The sequence below is a fragment of the Pseudonocardia xinjiangensis genome, from assembly GCF_012911925.1.
GTDB lineage: Bacteria > Actinomycetota > Actinomycetes > Mycobacteriales > Pseudonocardiaceae > Pseudonocardia > Pseudonocardia xinjiangensis.
This window is the reverse complement of record NZ_JAAXKY010000101.1, coordinates 1-21,023: the sequence shown is the minus strand read 5'-3', so window position 1 is coordinate 21,023 and position 21,023 is coordinate 1. Positions and strand designations below refer to the sequence as shown.

The 21,023-nt window shown below is 71.8% G+C and carries 24 protein-coding genes and 3 tRNA genes; 9 read left to right on the top strand and 18 right to left on the bottom strand.

What is annotated here, in order from left to right:
- Nucleotides 1-26 precede the first annotated feature (26 nt).
- The 3 genes from HF577_RS25545 to HF577_RS25535 all read left to right on the top strand — a co-directional run bounded on the left by HF577_RS25545 (nt 27) and on the right by HF577_RS25535 (nt 2,000).
- Nucleotides 27-278: a DUF2530 domain-containing protein gene (locus HF577_RS25545; protein ID WP_312859379.1), complete on the top strand. Its 252-nt coding sequence runs from the start codon at nt 27-29 to the stop codon at nt 276-278.
- Between the two features lie 67 nt (nt 279-345).
- Entirely contained in the window at nt 346-1,083 is a 738-nt protein-coding gene (locus HF577_RS25540; protein ID WP_169398487.1) for an SDR family NAD(P)-dependent oxidoreductase, read from the top strand.
- 2 nt (nt 1,084-1,085) lie between these two features.
- Nucleotides 1,086-2,000 carry an SMP-30/gluconolactonase/LRE family protein gene (locus HF577_RS25535; protein WP_169398486.1) on the top strand — a complete coding sequence of 305 codons (915 nt, stop codon included), beginning with the start codon at nt 1,086-1,088 and terminating at the stop codon, nt 1,998-2,000.
- A 5-nt stretch (nt 2,001-2,005) separates the two neighbouring features.
- Here HF577_RS25535 and HF577_RS25530 read toward each other — a convergent pair whose 3' ends face one another.
- The 3 genes from HF577_RS25530 to HF577_RS37620 all read right to left on the bottom strand — a co-directional run bounded on the left by HF577_RS25530 (nt 2,006) and on the right by HF577_RS37620 (nt 4,606).
- Nucleotides 2,006-2,218, bottom strand: coding sequence for a hypothetical protein (locus tag HF577_RS25530; RefSeq protein WP_169398485.1), 213 nt, complete (start codon nt 2,216-2,218; stop codon nt 2,006-2,008).
- 53 nt (nt 2,219-2,271) lie between these two features.
- Complete coding sequence (locus HF577_RS25525; RefSeq protein ID WP_169398484.1) at nt 2,272-3,471, bottom strand: L,D-transpeptidase; 1,200 nt, start codon at nt 3,469-3,471, stop codon at nt 2,272-2,274.
- Between the two features lie 97 nt (nt 3,472-3,568).
- Nucleotides 3,569-4,606: a UDP-N-acetylmuramate dehydrogenase gene (locus HF577_RS37620; RefSeq protein WP_312859378.1), complete on the bottom strand. Its 1,038-nt coding sequence runs from the start codon at nt 4,604-4,606 to the stop codon at nt 3,569-3,571.
- A gap of 24 nt (nt 4,607-4,630) precedes the next feature.
- On the opposite strand from HF577_RS37620, the gene HF577_RS37615 reads away from it, so the two are divergent.
- The gene (locus HF577_RS37615) at nt 4,631-5,134 is read left to right on the top strand and encodes a DUF2505 domain-containing protein (protein ID WP_211174814.1); all 504 of its coding nucleotides are present in this window, start codon (nt 4,631-4,633) and stop codon (nt 5,132-5,134) included.
- On the opposite strand, the gene HF577_RS37610 is transcribed toward HF577_RS37615, so the two are convergent.
- Complete coding sequence (locus HF577_RS37610; RefSeq protein ID WP_312859377.1) at nt 5,103-6,344, bottom strand: MFS transporter; 1,242 nt, start codon at nt 6,342-6,344, stop codon at nt 5,103-5,105. The genes HF577_RS37615 and HF577_RS37610 overlap by 32 nt on opposite strands.
- Nucleotides 6,345-6,380: 36 nt before the next feature.
- Here HF577_RS37610 and purU point away from each other — a divergent pair, with 36 nt between their 5' ends.
- The gene (purU, locus tag HF577_RS25515; protein ID WP_169398499.1) at nt 6,381-7,304 is read left to right on the top strand and encodes a formyltetrahydrofolate deformylase; all 924 of its coding nucleotides are present in this window, start codon (nt 6,381-6,383) and stop codon (nt 7,302-7,304) included.
- Between the two features lie 80 nt (nt 7,305-7,384).
- Here purU and lon read toward each other — a convergent pair whose 3' ends face one another.
- The 5 genes from lon to HF577_RS25490 all read right to left on the bottom strand — a co-directional run bounded on the left by lon (nt 7,385) and on the right by HF577_RS25490 (nt 12,043).
- Nucleotides 7,385-9,727, bottom strand: coding sequence for an endopeptidase La (gene lon / locus HF577_RS25510; RefSeq protein WP_169398482.1), 2,343 nt, complete (start codon nt 9,725-9,727; stop codon nt 7,385-7,387).
- Nucleotides 9,728-9,816: 89 nt separating this feature from the next.
- Nucleotides 9,817-10,368, bottom strand: a complete 552-nt coding sequence (locus HF577_RS25505; RefSeq protein ID WP_169398481.1) for a YbaK/EbsC family protein — start codon at nt 10,366-10,368, stop codon at nt 9,817-9,819.
- The gene (locus HF577_RS25500; protein ID WP_211174818.1) at nt 10,365-10,667 is read right to left on the bottom strand and encodes a DUF2516 family protein; all 303 of its coding nucleotides are present in this window, start codon (nt 10,665-10,667) and stop codon (nt 10,365-10,367) included. Before HF577_RS25500 ends, HF577_RS25505 begins: the two co-directional genes overlap by 4 nt.
- A 107-nt stretch (nt 10,668-10,774) precedes the next feature.
- A complete protein-coding gene (locus tag HF577_RS25495) occupies nt 10,775-11,548 on the bottom strand; it encodes a hypothetical protein (protein WP_211174813.1) in 774 nt (257 codons plus the stop codon).
- A gap of 18 nt (nt 11,549-11,566) precedes the next feature.
- The gene (locus HF577_RS25490; protein ID WP_169398498.1) at nt 11,567-12,043 is read right to left on the bottom strand and encodes a helix-turn-helix domain-containing protein; all 477 of its coding nucleotides are present in this window, start codon (nt 12,041-12,043) and stop codon (nt 11,567-11,569) included.
- A 131-nt stretch (nt 12,044-12,174) separates the two neighbouring features.
- Here HF577_RS25490 and crcB (HF577_RS25485) point away from each other — a divergent pair, with 131 nt between their 5' ends.
- On the top strand, nt 12,175-12,585 hold the full coding sequence (crcB, locus tag HF577_RS25485) for a fluoride efflux transporter CrcB (RefSeq protein ID WP_312859376.1): 411 nt from the start codon (nt 12,175-12,177) through the stop codon (nt 12,583-12,585).
- The gene (gene crcB / locus HF577_RS25480) at nt 12,582-12,941 is read left to right on the top strand and encodes a fluoride efflux transporter CrcB (protein ID WP_169398479.1); all 360 of its coding nucleotides are present in this window, start codon (nt 12,582-12,584) and stop codon (nt 12,939-12,941) included. Before crcB (HF577_RS25485) ends, crcB (HF577_RS25480) begins: the two co-directional genes overlap by 4 nt.
- Before the next feature lie 18 nt (nt 12,942-12,959).
- On the opposite strand, the gene HF577_RS25475 is transcribed toward crcB (HF577_RS25480), so the two are convergent.
- Together HF577_RS25475 and HF577_RS25470 are read right to left on the bottom strand one after the other, a co-directional pair.
- The gene (locus HF577_RS25475) at nt 12,960-14,174 is read right to left on the bottom strand and encodes a DUF445 domain-containing protein (RefSeq protein ID WP_169398496.1); all 1,215 of its coding nucleotides are present in this window, start codon (nt 14,172-14,174) and stop codon (nt 12,960-12,962) included.
- A 412-nt stretch (nt 14,175-14,586) separates the two neighbouring features.
- On the bottom strand, nt 14,587-15,105 hold the full coding sequence (locus HF577_RS25470) for a bifunctional DNA primase/polymerase (RefSeq protein ID WP_169398478.1): 519 nt from the start codon (nt 15,103-15,105) through the stop codon (nt 14,587-14,589).
- A 227-nt stretch (nt 15,106-15,332) separates the two neighbouring features.
- Here HF577_RS25470 and HF577_RS25465 point away from each other — a divergent pair, with 227 nt between their 5' ends.
- Complete coding sequence (locus HF577_RS25465) at nt 15,333-16,292, top strand: NAD-dependent epimerase/dehydratase family protein (protein ID WP_169398477.1); 960 nt, start codon at nt 15,333-15,335, stop codon at nt 16,290-16,292.
- 77 nt (nt 16,293-16,369) lie between these two features.
- Here the strand turns inward: HF577_RS25465 and HF577_RS25460 are convergent, their stop codons facing one another.
- Nucleotides 16,370-16,573, bottom strand: a complete 204-nt coding sequence (locus HF577_RS25460; RefSeq protein WP_142059975.1) for a cold-shock protein — start codon at nt 16,571-16,573, stop codon at nt 16,370-16,372.
- A 361-nt stretch (nt 16,574-16,934) separates the two neighbouring features.
- Here HF577_RS25460 and HF577_RS25455 point away from each other — a divergent pair, with 361 nt between their 5' ends.
- Nucleotides 16,935-17,870, top strand: coding sequence for an acyl-CoA desaturase (locus tag HF577_RS25455; protein WP_246267226.1), 936 nt, complete (start codon nt 16,935-16,937; stop codon nt 17,868-17,870).
- Between the two features lie 19 nt (nt 17,871-17,889).
- Here the strand turns inward: HF577_RS25455 and mftR are convergent, their stop codons facing one another.
- From mftR to HF577_RS25425, 6 genes are all read right to left on the bottom strand, one after another.
- Nucleotides 17,890-18,513: a mycofactocin system transcriptional regulator gene (gene mftR / locus HF577_RS25450; RefSeq protein ID WP_169398475.1), complete on the bottom strand. Its 624-nt coding sequence runs from the start codon at nt 18,511-18,513 to the stop codon at nt 17,890-17,892.
- 86 nt (nt 18,514-18,599) lie between these two features.
- A complete protein-coding gene (locus HF577_RS25445; RefSeq protein WP_169398474.1) occupies nt 18,600-19,946 on the bottom strand; it encodes a GGDEF domain-containing protein in 1,347 nt (448 codons plus the stop codon).
- 278 nt (nt 19,947-20,224) lie between these two features.
- Nucleotides 20,225-20,298: transfer RNA gene (locus HF577_RS25440), tRNA-Phe, on the bottom strand.
- 27 nt (nt 20,299-20,325) lie between these two features.
- A tRNA-Asp gene (locus HF577_RS25435) sits at nt 20,326-20,399 on the bottom strand.
- Between the two features lie 37 nt (nt 20,400-20,436).
- A tRNA-Glu gene (locus tag HF577_RS25430) sits at nt 20,437-20,509 on the bottom strand.
- Between the two features lie 148 nt (nt 20,510-20,657).
- Nucleotides 20,658-20,894 (bottom strand): hypothetical protein, encoded by a 237-nt coding sequence (locus tag HF577_RS25425; RefSeq protein WP_246267224.1) that lies wholly within the window; start codon nt 20,892-20,894, stop codon nt 20,658-20,660.
- Between the last annotated feature and the right edge of the window lie 129 nt (nt 20,895-21,023).

The following is a 21,023-nucleotide window of genomic DNA, read 5'->3' as shown; positions in this document are numbered from 1 at the left end:
CGGGACATCGACGTACGCTGCACGTCGTGCTCACACCCCCGCCCCTACCGGCCCGGCTCAGCCAGCCCGCCGCGGTGGCGATCGTCGGCACGCTGCTGTGGGCCGTCGCGGCGGTGGTGCTGCTGGTCGCGGCCCTGGTGGGCTGGCACCCGCTGGACATCTGGTTCACCATCTGCCTCGCGGGCGTGGGCGTGGGTGCGCTGGGCTACGGGATCTTCACCTGGCAACGCGCCGCGGCACGGCGGGGATCTCGCACAGCGCAGGACGGGCTGGACTGACTGTGACGGCGCCGCCGGGCGCCCGTGTGCCGAGAAAACGGGGCGTCCACCGCACTAGGCTCGACCCATGACCGATCGACCCACCGCCGTCGTCACCGGGGCCAGCTCCGGCATCGGAGCCGCCACGGCCCGGGCCCTCGCGAAGGCAGGCTTCCACGTGGTGCTGGGCGCCCGGCGCACCGACCGGTGCGCCGAGATCGCCGCCGAGATCGACGGCACCGCGGTGCGCCTGGACGTCACCGACTCCGAATCCGTCTCCGCGTTCGCCGCGGCCGTGCCGGACTGCCGGCTGCTGGTCAACAACGCCGGCGGCGCCAAGGGCATGGAGCCCGTGGCGGAGGCCGACGAGGAGAACTGGCGCTGGATGTTCGAGACCAACGTGATCGGCACCCTGCGGGTCACGCAGGCGCTGCTGCCCGCGCTGATCGCCTCCGGCGACGGGCACATCATCACCGTCACCTCGATCGCGGCGCTGGAGCCCTACGACAACGGGGCCGGCTACACGGGGGCCAAGCACGCCCAGGCGATGCTGCACCGGACGCTGCGCGGTGAGCTGCTCGGACAGCCGGTGCGGCTCACCGAGGTCCTGCCCGGACTGGTGGAGACCGAGTTCTCCCTCGTGCGCTTCGACGGCGACGCGGAGCGGGCGGCCGGGGTGTACCGCGGCATCGAGGCACTCACGCCCGATGACGTGGCCGACGTGGTCGCGTTCGCCGCCACCCGGCCGAGCAACGTGAACATCGACCAGATCGTCCTCAAGCCTCGCAACCAGGCGAGCGCCACACGGATGAACCGGGAGGGCTGACGGTGCTCGTCGAACCGGACGGCGTGCTGGAGAAGGTGGCCTCGGGAACCGTCTGGGCCGAGGGGCCGGTGTGGCTCGCGGAGAGCCGGACGCTGCGCTTCAGCGACATCCCGAACAACCGGATCCTCGAGTTCTCGGAGGACTCCGGTGAGCTGCGCGTCCACCGCGAGGACGTGGAGTTCACCAACGGCCGCACGCTCGACCTCGACGGCTCGGTGCTCCAGTGCTCCCACGGCAGGCGTGCGGTGGAACGGGAGCGGGACGGGCTCGTCGAGGTCGTCGTCGACCGCTGGGCAGGAGTCCCGTTCAACTCACCGAACGACGTGATCGTCAAGAGCGACGGCACCATCTGGTTCACCGACCCCTCCTACGGGATCCGGAAGCCGGACGAGGGCCACCCCGGTGAGCTGGAGTACGGCGACCACTTCGTGTTCCGGTTCGACCCGCGCGACGGGTCCGTCACCCCGGTCGTCATCGACGTCGAGATGCCCAACGGGCTCGCGTTCTCCCCCGACGAGTCGCTGCTCTACGTGGCCGACTCCGGCGTGGCGCCACCGAACGGCGTCCGGGATCCGAACCGGCCCGGAGGACACTCGATCCACTGCTACGACGTGTTCGACGGGCGGTTGTGCAAGAACGGCCGCGAGTTCGTCGAGGTGAACCCCGGTCTGCCCGACGGCATCCGCGTCGACGAGACCGGGAACGTCTGGTCGTCCAGCGGCGACTCGGTGCAGGTGTTCGCCCCCAGTGGCGAGCGCGTGGAGCAGGTGCGCGTGCCGGAGACGGTGGCCAACCTGTGCTTCGGGGGCGACGACGGGCGCACCCTCTACATCACGGCGACCACCAGCCTGTACCGCATCCGCACCACGGTGCGGGACACCGTGGCGGTGCGCCGCTCATCTGCGGGCGGCCGGTAGCCCGGTCACGGGGTGGCGGTCTCCTCGGACGGGCGGTGCTCGTCGGCGGCGTCGCCCGGCGCGTTGCCCTCCACCGCTCCCGCGACGCGCTCCTCGGAGTCGCGCAGGATCTCGGCGGCCTCCGCACCGCGGTCCTCGCCGCCCTGCTCGGCCGCCCGCTCCTCGGGAAGGGGCTCGGCTCGGGTGGCCGTCTGGTCGCTCAGCTCGTCGGGACGCATGCGGGCGCGTACCCGGGCGAGCCGAGCGGCAACCGTCCTGGTTTCCCAGACATTCAGAGGGCGGAGAGTGCCTGCCACTTGTCCCAGCTCAGCGTCCAGTCCCAGATGTCGCCGTCCTTGGCGGAGAGCTGGACCGGTGTGCCCGTGACCTCGACCGGGTCGCCGTAGAGCGCCGTGTCGTAGTAGGCCTTGGCGTTGTCGATCGACAGGTTGACGCAGCCGTGGGTGACGTTCTCCGAACCCTGCGCCGCCGCCGACGCCGGGTTGGCGTGGACGAACTCGCCGTTGTTGCTGATCCGGACGGCCCACTTCTCGACGGTGTCGTAGCCGTACTGCTGGCTGACCATCCGCTTGTCGGTGAACTTCTCGCTGACCACGTGGATGCCGGACCGGGTGTTGCGGTTGGGGTCGGTCCCGAGGCCGTAGCTCGCCGGGTAGTCGGCGACCTGCTGCCCGTCCCGAATCACGATCATGCGGTGGCTGTTGACGTCGGCCTTCACGATCTGCGAGCGCCCGATCTGGAAGGTGGAGGTGACGTCGGCGGCACCGTAGGCGCCCTGGCCGTAGGCCACGCCGAACAGCTTCGCCTTGACGGTGACGGTGGTGCCGCTCGGCCAGTACTTCTTCGGGCGCCAGTCGACGCGGGAGCCGCCGCCCTCGTCGGGCAGCCAGCCCCACGAGCCCTGCACGGGCACCGACGTGGTGACCGACAGGGCGTGTTCGGCAGCGGCCCGGTCGGCGACGTGGCCGTTGAACTGGACGCGCACCGGCGCCGCGACCCCGACCGTCTTGCCGTCACCGATGTTCAGCGTGCCGCGCACGGTCTTCGCGGGCGTCAGGGTGGAGAACGAGCCCTCCAGCGGCACCGACTTGCCGTCGACCCCCTTGGCCGAGCCGGCCCACGTGTAGGACGTGCCGTAGGCGAGCCGGTCGCTGGTGGTCCAGCTCGTGCGGTCGGCGTTGAACGCGCCCTTGACCGCCTTGCCCTTCGGACCGGTCAGCGTGACGCGGTCGAAGACGCCTTTCTGGACGGTCACGGTGGCCGTGCCCGTGGGGTTGGTGGTGTCCGAGCCGGGAGCCGGCTCGTAGCCGATCGCAGCCACCGGAGCGACGATCTGCTGCGGCGCTTCGACCGACGGCGGCGGAGTTGCGGCCGGCGCCGTCTGGTTCTGGCGGCCGGCGGCGGTGGCGGCGGTGACCACGCCCAGCGAGCCGACCAGCACGACAGCCAAAACCAGCAAGAGCCTCTTCATGCTTTGATTCCCCTCACAGCACTTCCCGCAGTGAGAGACGTCCGAACACCGGCCCGGTTGCCCCCCGACGCTGCTCCGGACGGAGCGTACGCGCGCCTCAGAACCGGCAGTGGATCAGCACCGGCTCCGCCACCAGGTCGATGCCGAACCGCTCGCGCACCCCGTCGCGCACCTCACGGGCCAGCACGAGGAGGTCGGCCGTGGTGCCGTCGCCCCGGTTGGTGAGGGCCAGTACGTGCTTGCCCGACAGGGCCACGCGGCCGCCGGGGCCGGGATGCCCGCGGCGGAACCCGGCCTGCTCGATCAGCCACGCGGCCGGGAGCTTGACCAGCCCTGGTCCGGCGGTCCAGCGCGGCCCGTCGCCCGGCGCGTCGGCCTCCGGGAGCACGGGGTTGGTGAAGAACGAGCCGGCGCTCCAGGTGTCGTGGTCGGCGGGATCGAGCACCATGCCCTTGCCCGCACGCAGCCCGAGCACCGCCTCCCGGGCGGCCGCGGCGGGCACCCGCGAGCCGGGCTCCACCCCGAGCGCACCGGCGAGCTCCGGGTAGCGGATCGGTGCGCTCGCACCGTCAGCGGACAGCACGAACCGGACCCGCAGCACGATGGCGTCGTCGCGGCCCTTGAGCGAGCTCGTGCGGTACCCCAGCCCCAGCTCCGCAGCGGGCACGTGCTCGCGGACGACGCCGGCGCGGCGGTCGTAGAGGTCGACGTCGACCAGCAGTTCGGCGATCTCCACGCCGTACGCGCCGACGTTCTGCACCGGTGTCGCACCGGTGCGGCCGGGGATGCCGGACAGGCACTCGAGCCCGCCGAGCCCGTCGGCCACCGAGGCGGCCACGACCTCGTCCCAGTCCTCGCCCGCCTCGACGGTGAGCAGCACGGACCCGTCGTCCCGGCGCTCCACGGCGCGTCCGGTGCTGGTGACCCGCACCACGGTGCCCGGCCACCCCTCGTCCGCGATCACGACGTTCGAGCCGCCGCCGAGCAGGAGCACCGGCTCGCCGGCGACGTCGGCGCTGCGCAGGGCGTCGACCACGGCTGCGGCGGAGGCCGCGGCCACGACCGAGCGGGCCGGTCCGCCGAGCCGCAGAGTGGTGAACGGGGCGAGCCGGGTGGCCACATCAGGTACCGACACGGGAGTAAACGGTAGCCTGCCTCCATGTCCCGGCAGTTCGACTACCGGTCCACGTGGCCGTATCCCGCCGACGAGGTCTACGCCGCGATGGTGGACCCCGACTATCTGCGTGCGCGGCTGGCGCGGATCGGCGGCCCGGGCGCTGCGCTCCTGGAGCACCACGTCGACCCGGACGGCGTGCACTACCGGCTGCGGCACGGGCTCGACCCGAAGGACATGCCGGCCGTGATCCGCACCGTGCTGCCCGGCGACATCACCATCGAGCGCGACGAGAGCTGGAAGCAGCAGGGCCCCGGCAGCTACGCCGCCACGGTGGCGGTGACGATCCACGGCACGCCGGCGTCGGCGGCGGGCGGGATGCGCCTGCACGACACCGGCAGCAGCAGCGAGCTGCTCATGCGCATCGACGTCACCGTCAAGGTGCCGCTGATCGGCAGCACGGTCGAGGGGATCGTGGTCAACCGGGTCGGGGAGCTGTTCGACATGGAGGCGGAGTTCACGCGGGAGTGGCTCGCGCAGCGACACTGACCGCCCGGCGCCGCAGCGCGGTGTCCACGAACCAGAACACCAGACCGATCGCGGGGAGCACCGCGCCGAGCACCGACACGCCCGCCCACCCGTGGCTCGCATAGAACGTGGCCGACAGGCCGCTCCCCAGCGCGCCACCGAGGAAGTAGATCGTCATGTACGCGGAGTTGATCCGGCTGCGGGAGTCGGGACGCAGGGCGTAGACGATCGTCTGGTTGCTCACGTGCACGCCCTGCACGCCGAGGTCGAACAGGAGCAGCCCGATCGCGAGCGCCACCAGCGAGCCCACCCCCGGGCCGGCACCCTGGGCGATGGCCGCCCAGGACAGCACCGAGACGGCGAGGAACCCGCCGACGGCGTAGTGCGCCCAGCCCCGGTCGGCGAGCCGGCCCGCGAACCGGGCAGCCGCCGCTCCGGCCACCCCGAACAGGGCGAACAGCCCGATGACACCCTGGTCGAAGTGGTGCGGCGGGGCCGCGAGCATGAAGCCGATGCTGGTCCACAGAGCACCGAAAGCGGCATAGCTGGACGCGCTGTAGACCACCCGCCAGCGCAGCACCGGCTCCTCGCGCACCAGCGCGACCACGGAGCGCAGCAGCGCGCCGTAGCGCATCCTCGTGGTGGGAGGCAGCACCGGGAGTGCCCGCCACAGCAGCACCACCGCCACCGCGGTGAGGACGGCCCCGAGGACGAAGACGGCACGCCACCCGAGCACCTGTGACACCAGTCCGGCCACGACACGAGAGATCAGCACGCCGATCAGGAGCCCGCTCATCACGGTGCTGACCATCTTGCCCTGCTGGCCCTCGGGCGCGAGGTGCGCGGCGAAGGGCACGAGGATCTGCGCGGCCACCGTGGTGATCCCGACCAGCGTGGCCGCCGCCCCGAGCACGGCCAGCGTCGGGGCCACTGCGACCACCACCATGCCGGCCACGGTCACCGACAGCATCGTGACGACGAGCCTGCGGCGCTCCAGCAGGTCACCCAGCGGGACGAGGGTGGCGAGCCCGAGCGCGTAGCCGAGCTGGATGAGCGTGAGGATCAGGCCGATCTGCGACGTGGACGCGTGGAACGCCTCGGCGAGGGCGTCCTCGAGCGGTTGGGCGTAGTAGTTGTTCGCGATGATCACGCCGGTGGCGAAGGTCATCGCGGCCACTGCGCGCCGACGAGTGCGGACCGTGTCGTCGGTCTCGGTCGCCCGTGTTGTCACGGTTCCAGCATGCGCCCGCAGCCCCGGGCCGGAGACATGTGGTCCACCACAGTGCACCATGCGGCTGTGGATGCGATCGCCGAGCAGCGTTACGTGATCAGCCTGAGCTGTCCCGACACCACCGGGATCGTGGCCAGGATCGCCGGTTTCCTCGCCGACGCGGGCGGCTGGATCGTGGAGGCCGGCTACCACTCCGACCCGGACAGCGGCTGGTTCTTCACCCGGCAGGTCGTGCGGGCCGGCTCACTGCCCTTCGGCGCCGACGAGCTGCGCGCCCGCTTCGCCGAGGTGGCCGCCGAGCTGGGCGGGGAGACCACCTGGACGGTCACCGACACCGGGATCCCCAAGCGGGCCGTTCTCCTGGTGACCCGGGAGGCGCACTGCCTGCACGACCTGCTCGGCCGCGTCGCAGCCCGGGAGCTCCCCGTGCAGCTCGACGCCGTGATCGGCAACCACGGGGAGCTCGGCGACATCGTGCGGGCGCACGGGGTGCCGTTCCACCACGTCGAGTTCCCGCCACCGGGCAACGGCCGCTACGCCCGCGACAAGGAGAAGGCCTTCGACGAGCTCCGCGAGCTGGTCGAGCAGCACGACCCCGACGCGATCGTGCTCGCCCGCTTCATGCAGATCCTTCCGCCCGAGCTGTGCCGGGCGTGGCTCGGGCGGGCGCTGAACATCCACCACAGCTTCCTGCCGTCGTTCGTCGGCGCCCGTCCGTACCACCAGGCCTACGCCCGCGGGGTGAAGCTGATCGGCGCCACCTGCCACTACGTCACGCCCGACCTGGACGCCGGCCCCATCATCGAGCAGGACGTGATCCGCGTGGACCACAGCGACACCGCTGCCGACATGGTCCGCCGTGGCCGCGACATCGAACGCCTCGTCCTGGCCCGCGGCCTGCGCTGGCACCTGGAGGACCGGGTGCTGGTACACGCGAACAAGACGGTGGTCTTCCGCTGACGCGGCCCCCATTGCACTTCGGGCGAGACACACGAAACGGGTGGTCGCTGTTCGCGACCACCCGTTCCGGGCAGTACGGATCAGGCGGCGACGGCCACCGGGGCGGGCTCCAGGGCCAGCTCCAGGACGTCGGCCACGTCGGACACCGGGTGCACCCGCAGCTCACCGCGCACCGACTCCGGCAGGTCGTCGAGGTCGGGCTCGTTGCGCTTCGGGATGATCACGTCGGTCAGCCCGGCCCGGTGAGCGGCCAGCAGCTTCTGCTTGACCCCACCGATCGGCAGGACCTTGCCCTGCAGCGTGACCTCGCCGGTCATCCCGACCGACGACTTCACCGGCCGCCCGCTCGCGAGCGACGCCAGCGCCGTGGTCATCGTGATCCCGGCGCTCGGGCCGTCCTTCGGCACCGCGCCCGCCGGCACGTGGATGTGCAGCTTGCGCGAGGCCAGGTCACCGGCCAGCCCGCGGGACCGCAGGTAGCTCAGCGCGATCGACACCGACTCCTTCATGACGTCACCGAGCTGGCCGGTCACGGTCAGCCCCGGCTCGCCCTCCATCGAGGTGGCCTCGATGAACAGCACGTCCCCACCGGCGCCGGTGACGGCGAGACCGGTCGCGACGCCCGGCACGGAGGTCCGCTCCGCCGACTCCGGCGTGAACTTCGGCCTGCCGAGGTAGCCCACCAGCGCGTCCGCGTCGATGTGCACGGGACGCTCGACATCCGACGAGTCGACCTGCACGGCGACCTTCCGCAGGACCTTGGCGAGGCCCCGCTCCAGCTGCCGCACACCCGCCTCACGCGTGTACTCGGCGGCGATCATGCCGAGCGCGACCTCGGAGAACTCCACGTCGGACGGCTCCAGGCCGGCCTTCTCGATCTGCCGGGGCAGCAGGTGGTCGCGCGCGATGGCGACCTTCTCCGCCTCGGTGTAGCCGTCGAGCGTCACGACCTCCATGCGGTCCAGCAGCGGGCCGGGGATGGTGTCGTAGGCGTTGGCGGTGGCGAGGAACAGCACGTCGGACAGGTCGAGGTCGACCTCGAGGTAGTGGTCGCGGAACGTGTGGTTCTGCGCCGGGTCGAGCACCTCGAGCAGCGCCGCGGTCGGGTCACCGCGGAAGTCGCTGCCGACCTTGTCGATCTCGTCGAGCAGCACGACGGGGTTCATCGCGCCGGCCTCCCGGATGGCCCGGACGATCCGGCCGGGCAGCGCGCCGACGTAGGTGCGCCGGTGGCCCCGGATCTCGGCCTCGTCGCGGACGCCACCGAGGGCGACGCGCACGAACTTGCGGCCCAGCGCCCGTGCGACCGACTCACCCAGCGACGTCTTGCCGACGCCGGGCGGACCGACCAGCGACAGCACCGCACCGGACCCACGGCCGCCGACCTTGTCGAGACCGCGGCGGTTGCGACGGGCCCGGATGGCCAGGAACTCGATCAGCCGCTCCTTGACGTCGTCGAGCCCTGCGTGGTCGGCGTCGAGGATCGCCCGGGCGGCCACGAGGTCGTCGGTGTCCTCGGTGGTCGTGGTCCACGGGATGTCGAGGACGGTGTCCAGCCAGGTGCGGATCCAGCCCGACTCCGGGCTCTGGTCCGACGCCCGCTCCAGCTTGCCGACCTCGGTCAGCGCCGCCTTGCGCACGTGCTCGGGCAGGTCGGCGTTCTCCACACGGGTGCGGTAGTCGTCGGCCCCCTCGGGCTCGTCCTCCCCCAGCTCCTTGCGGATCGCGGCCAGCTGCTGGCGCAGCAGGAACTCGCGCTGGGTCTTCTCCATGCCCTCGCGGACGTCGTTGGAGATCTTCTCGGAGATCTCCTGCTCGGCGACGTGCTCGCGGGTCCATTCGATCAGCAGCTCGAGCCGCTTGACCGTGTCGGTCTCGGCGAGCAGCTGGGCCTTGTGGTCCAGGTCGAGGTAGGACGCCCAGCCGGCGGTGTCGGCGAGCTGTCCGGGGTCGGTGATCTGCTGCACCGAGTCAATGACCTGCCACGCGCCGCGCTGCTGCAGGATCCCGACGACCAGTGCCTTGTACTCCTTGGCGAGCTCGGTCGCCTTGCCCGTGACGGGCTGCTCGGGGATCGGGGTCGCCTCCACCCACAGGGCGGCGCCGGGACCGGTGACGCCGGACCCGATCTGCGCACGACCCTCGCCGCGCACCACGGCCGCCCGCTCCCCGCTGGGGAGCCTGCCGACCTGCTCGAGGACGGCGATCGTGCCCACGGCGGCGTACTTGCCGTCGAGGCGTGGGACGACCAGAACCTTGCGATCACCAGGCGCAGCGCCGGCGGAGCCGGCATCGATACCGCTGTTCGCTGCATCGACCGCTGCCTGGATCTCCGGCTCCTCGAGCCGGACGGGAACCACCATGCCGGGCAGCACCACCGAGTCGGCGAGCGGAAGCACCGGCAGCTTCAGCGTCTCTGTCATGCCCCGGTCAACGCTTACACCGTTGTTGGAATTCCAGCGTTCAAGTAAGTCCGCCATGAGCGAACGCAGGAAGATTGAGCAAGAGCGACTCAACGCCCGAGGCCGTCGACCACCTCTGCGCCAGGGAGCCGGGCCGCGAGCGCGCCGGGCAGCGCGAGCTTCGAGTGCCGCACCCCGCTGCCGATCACCACGGCCGGGGCCGCCGCCACCGCGGCGTCGACGAGCACCGGCCAGTCGTCCGGCAGGCCGATCGGCGTGATGCCGCCGTACTCCATGCCGGTGATGGCGACGGCGTCGTCCATCGGAGCGAACGAGGCCTTGCGCGCGTTCAGGCGCTTGCGGACGAGGCCGTTGACGTCGGCCCGGGTGGTGGCCAGCACCAGGCACGCCGCGTAGCTGACGGTCTCGCCGCGGCGGCCGGCCACCACGACGCAGTTGGCGGAGCCGTCGAGCGGGGAGCCGTAGGCCTCGCAGAACGCGGCCGTGTCGGCCAGGCCGGGATCGATCTCCGCGACGCCGACCAGCGCGGCATCGGCCGGGTCGAGCACCTTGAGCGCGTGGGCGACGGGTTCACCCAGCAGGTCGGGACGGTCGAGCGCGGGGACTGCGTGCAGCGAGCCCAGTACGGACCAGGCACTCACCAGCGCTGACCGCCACCCTGCACGCCGACCACGGCGGGTTTGACGTCGACGATGTACACGAGCACGGCTACGAGCGCGGCCAGCCAGAACAGCGTGCCGCTGCTCCGCGGGCCGCCCTGGAAGACGACGAGAACCAGCACGCTGGCACCCGTGATGCCCAGCCACGCCGGCTTGGTGAGCTTGTCGGCGGCCGTGAAGGCGTCGGCGCGCTGCATCAGGGCGTGGATGAAGGCGTAGGCACCCACCGGGATGGCCAGCAGCCACAGCGCCCACAGAACCCAGTCATCGAGGTCATACAGCAGGCTCACACCGGCAGCCTACCCCGGACCCCGACGACGAAGCGCCCCCGAGGAGTAACCGGACCCCGGGGGCGCTCTTCGGATGCGGCAGGACCGCTCCCATTCGGTCAGCTCTTGGGACCGGTGCCGTTCGTCGAGCCGGTACGGCGCGGGGCGGGCTTGCGCGCCGCGGGCTTCGGCGCCTCCACCGGAGCCGTGCGGTTGGCCGCCTTCCGGGTGGCACTGCGGGTGTCGTGGGCCACCTCGGTGCCGGCTTCGGTGATCACCCCGGCCGCCCCGGTGCCGGCCTGGGCCACGGCCTTCGACGCGTCGCCGGTGACGTCGGTGACGGTCTCGGCGGCCCGGCCGCTGATGCGCTGGCTGGCGCGCGCCACCCGCTCACCGGTGGACCGGGTCTGCGTGGTGACCGTGGCCAGAGCCTTCGTCGCGGCGTCCCGGGCGTCGTCCACCAGGTCGTCGACGCGCGCGTCGAGCTTCTCGGTGTAGGACCCGAACGTGGCGAGGGCCTGCTCCACCTGCGGCTGCTTGCGGATGCGGCCCCAGGTCTTCTCCCCGCGCTCGGCGAAGCCCGCGTAGGCCTGCTCGGCCTGCACGCGCAGCTCGGCGACCGTCTTGCGCAGCTCCTCGGAGTTGAGGCGCTGCGGCAGCTCGGCGACGCGGTTCTGGACGTCCTCGGCCTGTGCGGTGGCGCGGGTGCGGGCCACGACGGCGCGGGCGCGGGCCGTCTCGGCGGCCTTGGACACCGCGGTGACGGCGAGCTCGCCTGCGCCCAGGACGGCCAGCAGCGGGGTACGTGCGGCCTCGGCCCGCTCGGCGGCGGACTTGGCGGCCTGCTCACGTGCCTTGCGCACGTCCGCGGCGGTCGGTAGCGACACGGGCATGATGATCACTCCTCGTGGTCAGGATGGTTCGGTTGCGGGGCGGGGGACTACGGGCTCGTCGTTCTGCCGCCGGAAGGACTGGTAGACGTCCAGGAGCACCTGCTTCTGGCGCTCGGTCAGTGTCGGATCGGCGAGCACGGCGTCGGCGACGTCGCTCGCCTGCTTCTCGTCGAGAATCCCGGCCTTCACGTACAGGGCCTCCGCGGAGATCCGCAGGCCCTTCGCGATCTGCTGCAGGATCTCGGCCGACGGCTTGCGCAGCCCCCGCTCGATCTGGCTGAGGTAGGGATTGCTGACGCCGGCGGTGCGGGCGAGCTGACGCAGCGACACCTGCGCGCCCTCCCGCTGGCTACGGATGTAGCTGCCGATGTCGTCGACGGCCTGACCGACGGCCAGACCTGCCTGCTCGACGACCTGGCCGACCTGCTCGACCGCGTGGCCGACGCGCTCCCCGGGCCCTTCGGGCTTCGGGGACGGCTCCCTCGGCGCTGACATCTTGCTCACCCCTGTTCCGTCGATCCGACCTTACGCCGGAGCGCTAGCTGTTGCAAGCACTGTGCTTGCGCTGGCAGCGAGGTGGGCCACAGTCGCGAGCAGGACGACTCGCCACGGGGGAGGATCCTGCTGTGGAACAGACGCCCGTGCTCGCCGGCCAGGGCCCCGTACTCGCGGCGGTGTCAGCAGGCGGCGTGCTCGGGGCCTTGGCCCGCTGGGGTGTGGGGCTGGCCTGGCCCACGCGGCTCGGAGCCGTCCCGTGGGCCACGCTGACGATCAACGTCGTGGGCTGCCTGCTGATCGGCCTGCTGATCGCGGCGGTGGCCCGGCGGCACCGGCACCACCTGCTGCGTCCGTTCCTGGGCACGGGCGTGCTCGGCGGGTTCACCACGTTCTCCGGCTACGCGGTGGACGCGGTGCGGCTGGTGCAGCACGGGAGCGCCGGTTCCGTGGCCGTCTACGTCGGCGGCACGCTGCTCGGTGCGCTCGCCGCCACCTGGATCGGTCTGGGCGGGCCGCGCCTGCCTACGAGCCACCGGTGACCGCGCTGTTGGTGGTGCTCGGCGCCGCGGTGGGGGCGCCCCTGCGCTACCTGACCGACCGGGTGCTGCGGCTGCGCTACGGCGCCACCCTGCCGTGGGGCACGTTCATCGTGAACGTGGTGGGCTCGGCGCTGCTCGGGCTGGTGGTCGGCGCCGCCGCCTCCCCCGCCGTCACGGCACTGGTGGGCACCGGCTTCTGCGGTGCGCTCACCACCTACTCCACCTTCGGCGCCGAGACGGTGGAGCTGGCCGAACGCGGCCGCGGACGCTACGCGGCGCTCAACGCCATCGGCTCAGTACTGGCCGGCCTGGCCGCGGCCTGGCTGGGCCTGGCGGTCGGGACGGCGGTCGGGTGACGGCGCGGACGACCCCGTTCACGACCCGAAGGCCAACTGGCCGACCGTGTAGATCACGAGCCCGGCGAGGGCGCCCACGACGGTGCCGTTGATCCGGATGAACTGCAGGTCCCGGCCCACCTGCAGCTCGATCTTGCGCGACGTCTCCTGCGCGTCCCAGCGCTCGACGGTGTCGGTGATCAGCGTGGTGATCTCCGCGCGGTAGTGCCGGACGACGTAGCCCGCCGCCTGGGCGAGCCAGCCGTCGACCTTGCCCCGCAGATCGGGGTCCGTGCTCAGCCGGGTGCCGAGTGCGACGAGCCCGGAGCGCACCCGGGCGCGCAGCGCGCTCGACGGGTCGGCCGCGGCGTCGAGGATCATGGTCTTCACCGTGCCCCACGCCTGGCCGATGAACTTCTGCACGTCCGGGTGCCCGATGATCTGGTGCTTGATGCGCTCGGCGCGCTCGATGGTGTCCGGGTCGCTCTGCAGGTCGGACGCGAACTCCACGAGGAACGTGTCGACGGCCTGGCGCAACGGATGCTCGGGATCGGTCTTCACGGCCCAGGCGAAGTTCTGGACCTCGAGGAAGACGCGGTCGGCGATGAGGTCGTCCACGAACCGCGGCGACCACGCGGGGGCCCTCTCGTGCACGATCCGCAGCACCATGTCGTGGTTGGCGGTGACCCAGTCGTAGGCGCGGTCGCACACCAGGTCGACGAGGCGGCGGTGCGACCCGTCGGCCAGCACCCCCTGCAGCACCGTGCCGAGCGGGGGACCGATCGGACGCTCCATCAGCTTCGGGACGAGGATCTGCTCGATCACCTCCTGCACGTCCTCGTCGCGCAGGACGGTGACGACCCCACGGGCGGCGGTGGCGAGCTCGGCCGTGATGCGGTCCGCGTTGGCCTCCTGGCCGATCCACGCCCCCACCCGCGAGGACACCTCGACGCGGGCGATCTTGTCGCGCACCACGTCCTCGGACAGGAAGTTCTCCCCGACGAAGTCGCCGAGGCTGTCGCCGATCATGTCCTTCTTCGTGGGGATGATCGCGGTGTGCGGGATCGGCAGGCCGAGCGGACGCCGGAAGAGCGCCGTGACGGCGAACCAGTCGGCCAGCGCGCCGACCATCCCGGCCTCTGCCGTGGCCCGGACGTACCCGATCCAGGCCGGCCCGTCGTTGACCTCCCACCAGCGCGAGAGCAGGAAGACGACCGTGGCGATCAGCAGCAGCCCGGTGGCGAAGAGCTTCATCCGTTGCAGGTCGCGCGCCCTCGTCGCCGCGTCGATCCGGCCGAAGCCGAGACCGACCTCGACGACCGGTCGCAGGCCCGCGGGGCGCTGTGCGCCCGGCGCCGACGCATCCGACGCGGGGGTCTCCGAGATCTGCACGCACCCATAGTGCCCGCACACCCGTACACGTGTTGTCCGAAACGGCAGCCGGACCCGCTGCTCCGGCGCAACCGCGGCGCAGGCGTGGGTCTGGCCGGGGTCGATGGTGTTCCACCGACCCCGGCCACGTTCGTGGTGCGGCCGCTCGGCGAGGGACCTCCCACAGCGGGAGATGCACCCTCGGGCGCCGCACCACCGGCGGTCCCGGTCCCCCCGGCGCGGCGCGATGAGCCGCGTCAGCGGGGGTGAACCGGGGGCCGGTTTCGCGGTCCGGTCAGAACCGCATCCCGACCGCCACCGCACCGGCGGGCCGCTGGGCGCCCGGGTGCGGTTCACGGTCGGCCCGCCATCGAACGACGTCGACGGCGGCGTGCACGATCAGGCCTGCTGCGGGCACCCGGTAACCGGTGAGTGCCGGCGCGACGCGCCAGTGGACCCACCCGTCGGGCACCTGGGACGGCGGCGCCAGCACCGCGGCACCCGCGGTGTGGAGGACGACGCCCTCGATGTCGCGAAGCTCCGCGGGGAGCACGGCGCCCGGCGTGACCGGGAACCACCACGACCCGGTGGGGGTGGCCGCCACCGGCACCACCGACCCCGCATCGCGCAGCTGGGCGCACACCTGCCGGCCCCACGCCGCCGGTACCTCGAGGACGTCGAGCGCGGTGCCCGTGACCAACAGGAGCGACGTGGGCGACTGCTCCACCACCACCCATCCGTGGTCGACGAACTCCCGCGCCGCCGCGCGCAGCTCCGCGCCGTACACCGCGCGATAGCTGTCCCAGCCCGGCATCTACAACCTCCGATGTGTCTGTGGAGCCAGCCCGTATGGCGTGTCTCTGTGAGTCTCAACACTGAGCATGACGGCTCGGACACGCATTGGAGAGCCCATAGCGATGACCGAGCCGACCGCCGAGACGAGCGGGCACACTTTCGTGGACCTCCTGATCCACGCTCGGTGAACGACGGGTGACCGGTTGGCGTCGGAGGATTGACGGCGGCTGCGTCGTGTGCTCGGTCATGATCTACCGGTGGCCGTCGACCAGCGGCTGCGACGATGGCCGGGTGCTGATGGTCACCGGTGCCACCGGATATCTGGGGAGTGCCCTGCTCGAGCTGGCCGTGCGGGAAGGCCACGAGGTCCGTGTCCTCGTGCGGGACGCGACGAAGGCGGCGGACCTCCTGCCCGCCGAGGTCGACGTCGTGATGGGCGACCTGGCCGATGCGGAGGCGGTGCGGCGGGCCGTCCGCGGCTGCGACGGCGTGCTGCACGTCGCCGGTTCCGTGGAGAGCTCGCTGGAGCGCGCCCGCATCGCCAACATCGAGGGCACCCGGTCGGTGCTCGCCGCCGCGGTGGATGCGGGGGTACGGCGCTTCGTCTACACCAGCAGCAGCGCCGCGGTGATCGACGCGACCGGGCTGGTGGCGGAGACGCCGTCCGCGCCGCCTGCCCTCACCGACCCCTACTCCGCCACCAAGGCCGCGGCCGAGGAGCTGGTGCTCGCCGCGGCGGCCGACGGTCTGGGCGCGGTCGTCGTCAACCCCGTGAGCATCTACGGGCCGAGCCCGCTCGGACCGTTCTCCTACAACAGCCTGTTCCTCGCGGCCGCTCGCGGCGAGGTGCCTGCCGTGGTGGACGCCGCCGTGGGATGGGTCCTCGCCGAGGACGCGGCGGCCGGGCACCTGCTCGCGCTGGAGCACGGAGAGCCGGGCAGGCGGTACGTGCTGTGCGGCGAGATCGCGACGTTCGGGCGGGTGCTGCACTCCTTCGCCGACCACGTCGGTGGCCGACGGGTGCAGGTCCTGCCGCCGGGCTCCTCGCTCGGGGAGGACGCCGACACCTTCGCCCGCCGCTCGGAGGTGTACGGGCACCTGCCGCCCGTGCGCGTGGACGACGCCGGTGCCCGGGCGCTGGGCTTCTCACCCCTCGGTGTCGACGACGGGGTGGCCCGCACGGCCGCGTGGGCAGCGGGCCGGTGACAACGCCCCTGGAAAACGCCGGTGCCGGCGCCCCATGAGGGACGCCGGCACCGAAGCTTCGATCGAGAGGGCTTCTCTCAGATGGGGCGGACCGTGTCGGCCTGCGGCCCCTTGGCGCCCTGGCTCGCCTCGAACGAGACGCGCTGGTTCTCTTCCAGCGTGCGGAAGCCGTCCGACTGAATGGCCGAGTAGTGGACGAAGACGTCCGGGCCGTTGTCGTCGGTCGCGATGAAGCCGAAGCCCTTCTCGGCGTTGAACCACTTGACGGTGCCCTGCGGCATACCTGTTCTCCATACGTGAAGCGGACCCGACCGACACTGTGCCGACCGGGGGCTGCACGGGAACACCGACGAACGTTGAAACCTCTCGATCGCCTGTGAAGCCCACCGTCACTCTCCACGGACGCTTCACAACGATCGAGGAAGACACGACTGCAACCGCGGCAGAACCTATCACGGAGGCCCCTCACCCCGAAGAACTCGATCCGGGCCATCTGTTCCACGACAGGAGAAGAAGCCGGTCGTTGCCGTACCGTGATCTGCGCTCGCGAATCCGGTCCGGCCACCGTTCCCCGCCGAAGCGGCGGAACAAGGCCCGGGCCACGGCAGCGGGCTCTCCCTGTCGTCGAAGCGAAGGATGCTCATGCCCCCTGTGCTGCAGGAACGCCCGTCGGCCGGCACGGCCCCCCTCACCGACGGCCGCAAGTCGGACACCGAACAGGCCCTCGTCATCGCGTTCATGGTCCTGCCGCTGCTGGCCCTCGCGGCCGCGGTGCCGCTGGCCTGGGGCTGGGGACTGACCTGGCTCGACGTCGGCATCGCATCGGCCTTCTACGTCCTGAGCGGTCTCGGCATCACCGTCGGGTTCCATCGCTACTTCACACACGGCTCGTTCAAGGCCGCACGACCGTTGCGGATCGCGCTCGCGGTGGCCGGGAGTATCGCCTTCCAGGGCAGCGTGGTCGGGTGGGTGGCCGACCATAGGCGCCACCATGCGTTCTCCGACAAGGACGGCGACCCGCACTCCCCGTGGTTGTTCGGCACCGGGCCCGCGGCGGTGGCCCGCGGATTCTGGCACTCGCACATGGGCTGGCTGTTGCAACGAGACCGCACCAATGCGCGCCGCTTCGCCCCCGACCTCCTCGCCGACCCCGACATCGCGGCCGTCGACCGCCTTTTCGTCCTGCTGACGCTTACCAGTCTCGGCCTTCCCGCCCTCATCGGCGGGCTCGTGAGCTGGTCGTGGTGGGGCGCCGCGACGGCACTGTTCTGGGCCGGCCTGGTGCGTGTCGCCGTGCTGCACCACGTCACGTGGTCGATCAACTCGATCTGTCACATGGTGGGCGATCGTCCCTTCGCCGCGCGCGACCGTTCCGCGAACGTGTGGTGGCTGGCCGTGCTGTCGTTCGGCGAGTCCTGGCACAACCTGCACCACGCCGACCCGACCTGCGCCCGGCACGGGGTGAAGCGCGGCCAGGTGGACATCTCCGCGCGCATCATCCGAATCTTCGAGAAGCTCGGTTGGGCCCACTCGGTGCGCTGGCCGACGGCTCGCAGGCTGGAGCGGCTCACCCGCTGAGCCGCGGGCGACCGGCCGGCTACCGCGCCGGTTCCGGGACGAGCCCGCGCTCCAGCGCGCGGAAGACCACGTCGAGCAGTTCCAGCAGCTCGCCGTTGTCCTCGGTGAGCCAGTGCTCGTAGGCGGCCAACGCCACGCCCAGGCTGGCGTGCCCGACCGTCTGCGGCACCAGCTCGTCGGGCGACATGCCGAGCCGGGCCGCCGCGTACTCCGCCACCACCCGCCTCCACTCGGCGTAGCGCAGGGTCGAGTGGGCCTGGAGCGCGGGCGTGCCCAGGATCAGCCGTAGCCGCCGCCGGTGCCACGGCTGCTCCTGCGCATCCACCTCGTTGAAGTCGAGCACCGCACGGCGGACGCCCGCCATGACCGGGACATCCGGGGGCAGGGCGGCGAAGGTGCGGCGCATCCGGTCGAGCTGCTCGTCGAACGCGCCCCACGGGATGTCGTTCTTCGAGGCGTAGTACCGGAAGACGGTGCGACGCCCGATTCCGGCCGCGACCGCGATGTCGTCGACGGTGGTGGTCTCGAAGCCGCGCTCGGTGAACAGGTCGAGCGCGATGTGCTCGATCTCGGACCGGGACGTGACAGGGCGGCGGCCCGCCCGGCGGGGCCGGACGGCGTCACTGATCGGGTGTACGGGCATCGTCGGGTTCCTCGGCGGCGCGGGCGGGGCGGCCCGGTAGGACCCCGATCGTCCCACGGCTCCGGCGGGCGCGGATTCCCGCCAGGTCAGGGGTGCCGGGGCGGAGAGCGCCGCGGCCGGTGCCCTCCGACCGGCCCCGGGAAGCCGGTGAGCCCCATCCGGACGGTGTTGCGGCCCGCGTGCTTCGCGCAGTACATCGCGGCGTCGGCCACCTCGAGCAGCTGTGTGAGCTCGGTGCCGTCGACCGGCATCATCGCGCCCCCGATAGACACGCTGAGGTGGTCGATCACCTCCTGGCCGACCGGTGCGGCGATGTCGACCCGCAGACCCCTGATCCGGCGGCGGATCCGTTCGGCCACCGCCTCCGCCCCGGGGTGCCCTTCCTCGCCGTCGAGCCCGGGGAGGAGGACGACGAACTCCTCACCCCCGAAGCGGCCGACGAGGTCGCCGTCGCGGACCTCCGCGCGCACGGCTTCCGCCACGGCCGCCAGCACCTGGTCGCCCACGAGGTGGCCGTACTGGTCGTTGACCTGCTTGAAGTGGTCGAGGTCGAGGACGAGGACCGTGGCGTGGGCACCCTCGCGTTCGATGCGGCGCAGCGCCTGACCGGCCTGGGTGTGCCAGGCCGCGGCGTTGAGCAGGCCGGTCTTGCCGTCGGTGCTCGCCGCCTCCTCGAGCTGGCGTACGAGGACGGTGCGGTGCAGCACGATCAGCGGCGGGAGCACCAGTAGCGCGTAGGCGGCCCCGAAGGACGCCATCGCGCAGGCGGCGAGCGCGCCCATCGAGAGCGTGGCGAACTCCAGCACGGCGTCGTCACCGTGCGCGAGAACCTGCAGGAAGGACGTGAACCGCCGGTTGGGCCCGGACAGCACGATCACGCCGACGACCAGCACCATGTTGACGGCGGCGTACACGAGGAGTGCGGCCAGCACCGTGAGGAGGCCGCCCACGGTACGGAAGAGGGCCGTGGGCTCGCTCAGCCGCATCACGGCGGCGGCGGCCTCCACGGCGAGCACGACGGTTGCCGCGCTGAACAACGCGCGATGCGGGGGTACGCCCGACCGCCGCCACACCCGCGCATAGATGTGGCTGTAGATCAGCACGGCCACGGCCACCGCCAACGGAGCCGGGAGCAGCGCGGCGGCGGCGAACGTCCAGACCGAGCTCAGGTCGATGTGGGGGGTCTCGTCGGACTGGCGTCTGACGCGTTCGACGCCGAGTGACGCCTCCGTGCTCACGATGCCGGCCCCCACGAGCACGGCCAGGGTGAGCAGCCACGAGGACGGCAGGGGACCGACGCCGTGCCGCAGGCTCGCTGCGAGTGTGCCGACGGCGACCAGCTCGACGATCAGGATGATGGTGAGGACCGGAGCCGGCGACGACCAGACGTCCCAACGGGTTAACCCCCCTGGGCGGCGCCGTGGCAGTCGCATTCCCGAGAAACCTTTCAACCGGGCTGTCGTCACGTTCGCATGCCCCCCATCCCCCGACGGATGGTAGCCGGGCGACGACCCTACGTCATCGGCTCGGACGACCGATCACTCGCTGAGCGGCGAGCTGCGGCAACCGGGCGGGCAACGGCGCATCGCCGGAGAGAGATGTGGAGGGGGCCCGCCCGTCCGACGAGGAGGCCGGACGAACACGCCTCGGCCATGTTACTGGACCCACCCGCCCGAACGACCAGCTCACGGGCTGTGACCTGCGGGGATTGTGGCCAGGGGCGGGGTCGAACCGCCGACCTACCGCTTTTCAGGCGGTCGCTCGTACCAACTGAGCTACCTGGCCGAACCGGCGGTGTGCCGGATGGTGGAGCGACCCAGACGGGACTCGAACCCGCGACCTTCGCCGTGACAGGGCGACGCGCTAACCAACTGCGCCACTGGGCCTTGCGTTACTGCATCGTACGGTGGTGCTGGTGGAACGTACCCCCAACGGGATTCGAACCCGCGCTGCCGCCTTGAAAGGGCGGAGTCCTAGGCCGCTAGACGATGGGGGCTTGGACCGCCGGGGCGGTCCCCGCCCGCAACGGCTGTCCGTTGGGAGCCGCACAAGCATAGGACGAGCCCTTGCGGGCCCGAAACCCGGGGGGTGCTTTACCGGTAGAGCCGGCTCGACCGCAGGTCACGGGCCGAGCCGGCCGACGGTCAGCGGATGACGGGCGGTGGCTGGTCGGGATTGGCCGAGATCAACCCGAGCATGTCGAGCAACTGGCGGAGATCGTCGGAGTCCGCGGAGTTGCGTGCGACGACCAACCTCGCGCGGTGCAGTTGGTCGTCGGAGACGCGGTAGGCGTCCGCCGCCGTGCGCTGACTCGGGATGGCGCCTCCCGGCGCCATGCGTTCCTCACCGATCTCCCGCCGTGCACTTCCGATACCACTCATCGACGCCTCCCCGTGCGGTCGTCACCCAGGCCTCGACCGAGAGGGGGCGCGTGAACCGCAGACAGCACCGTCCACGGAAATCGGCCGCCTTCACCCTTTCCGGGTACCCCACCCCGGATCGGAACGCCC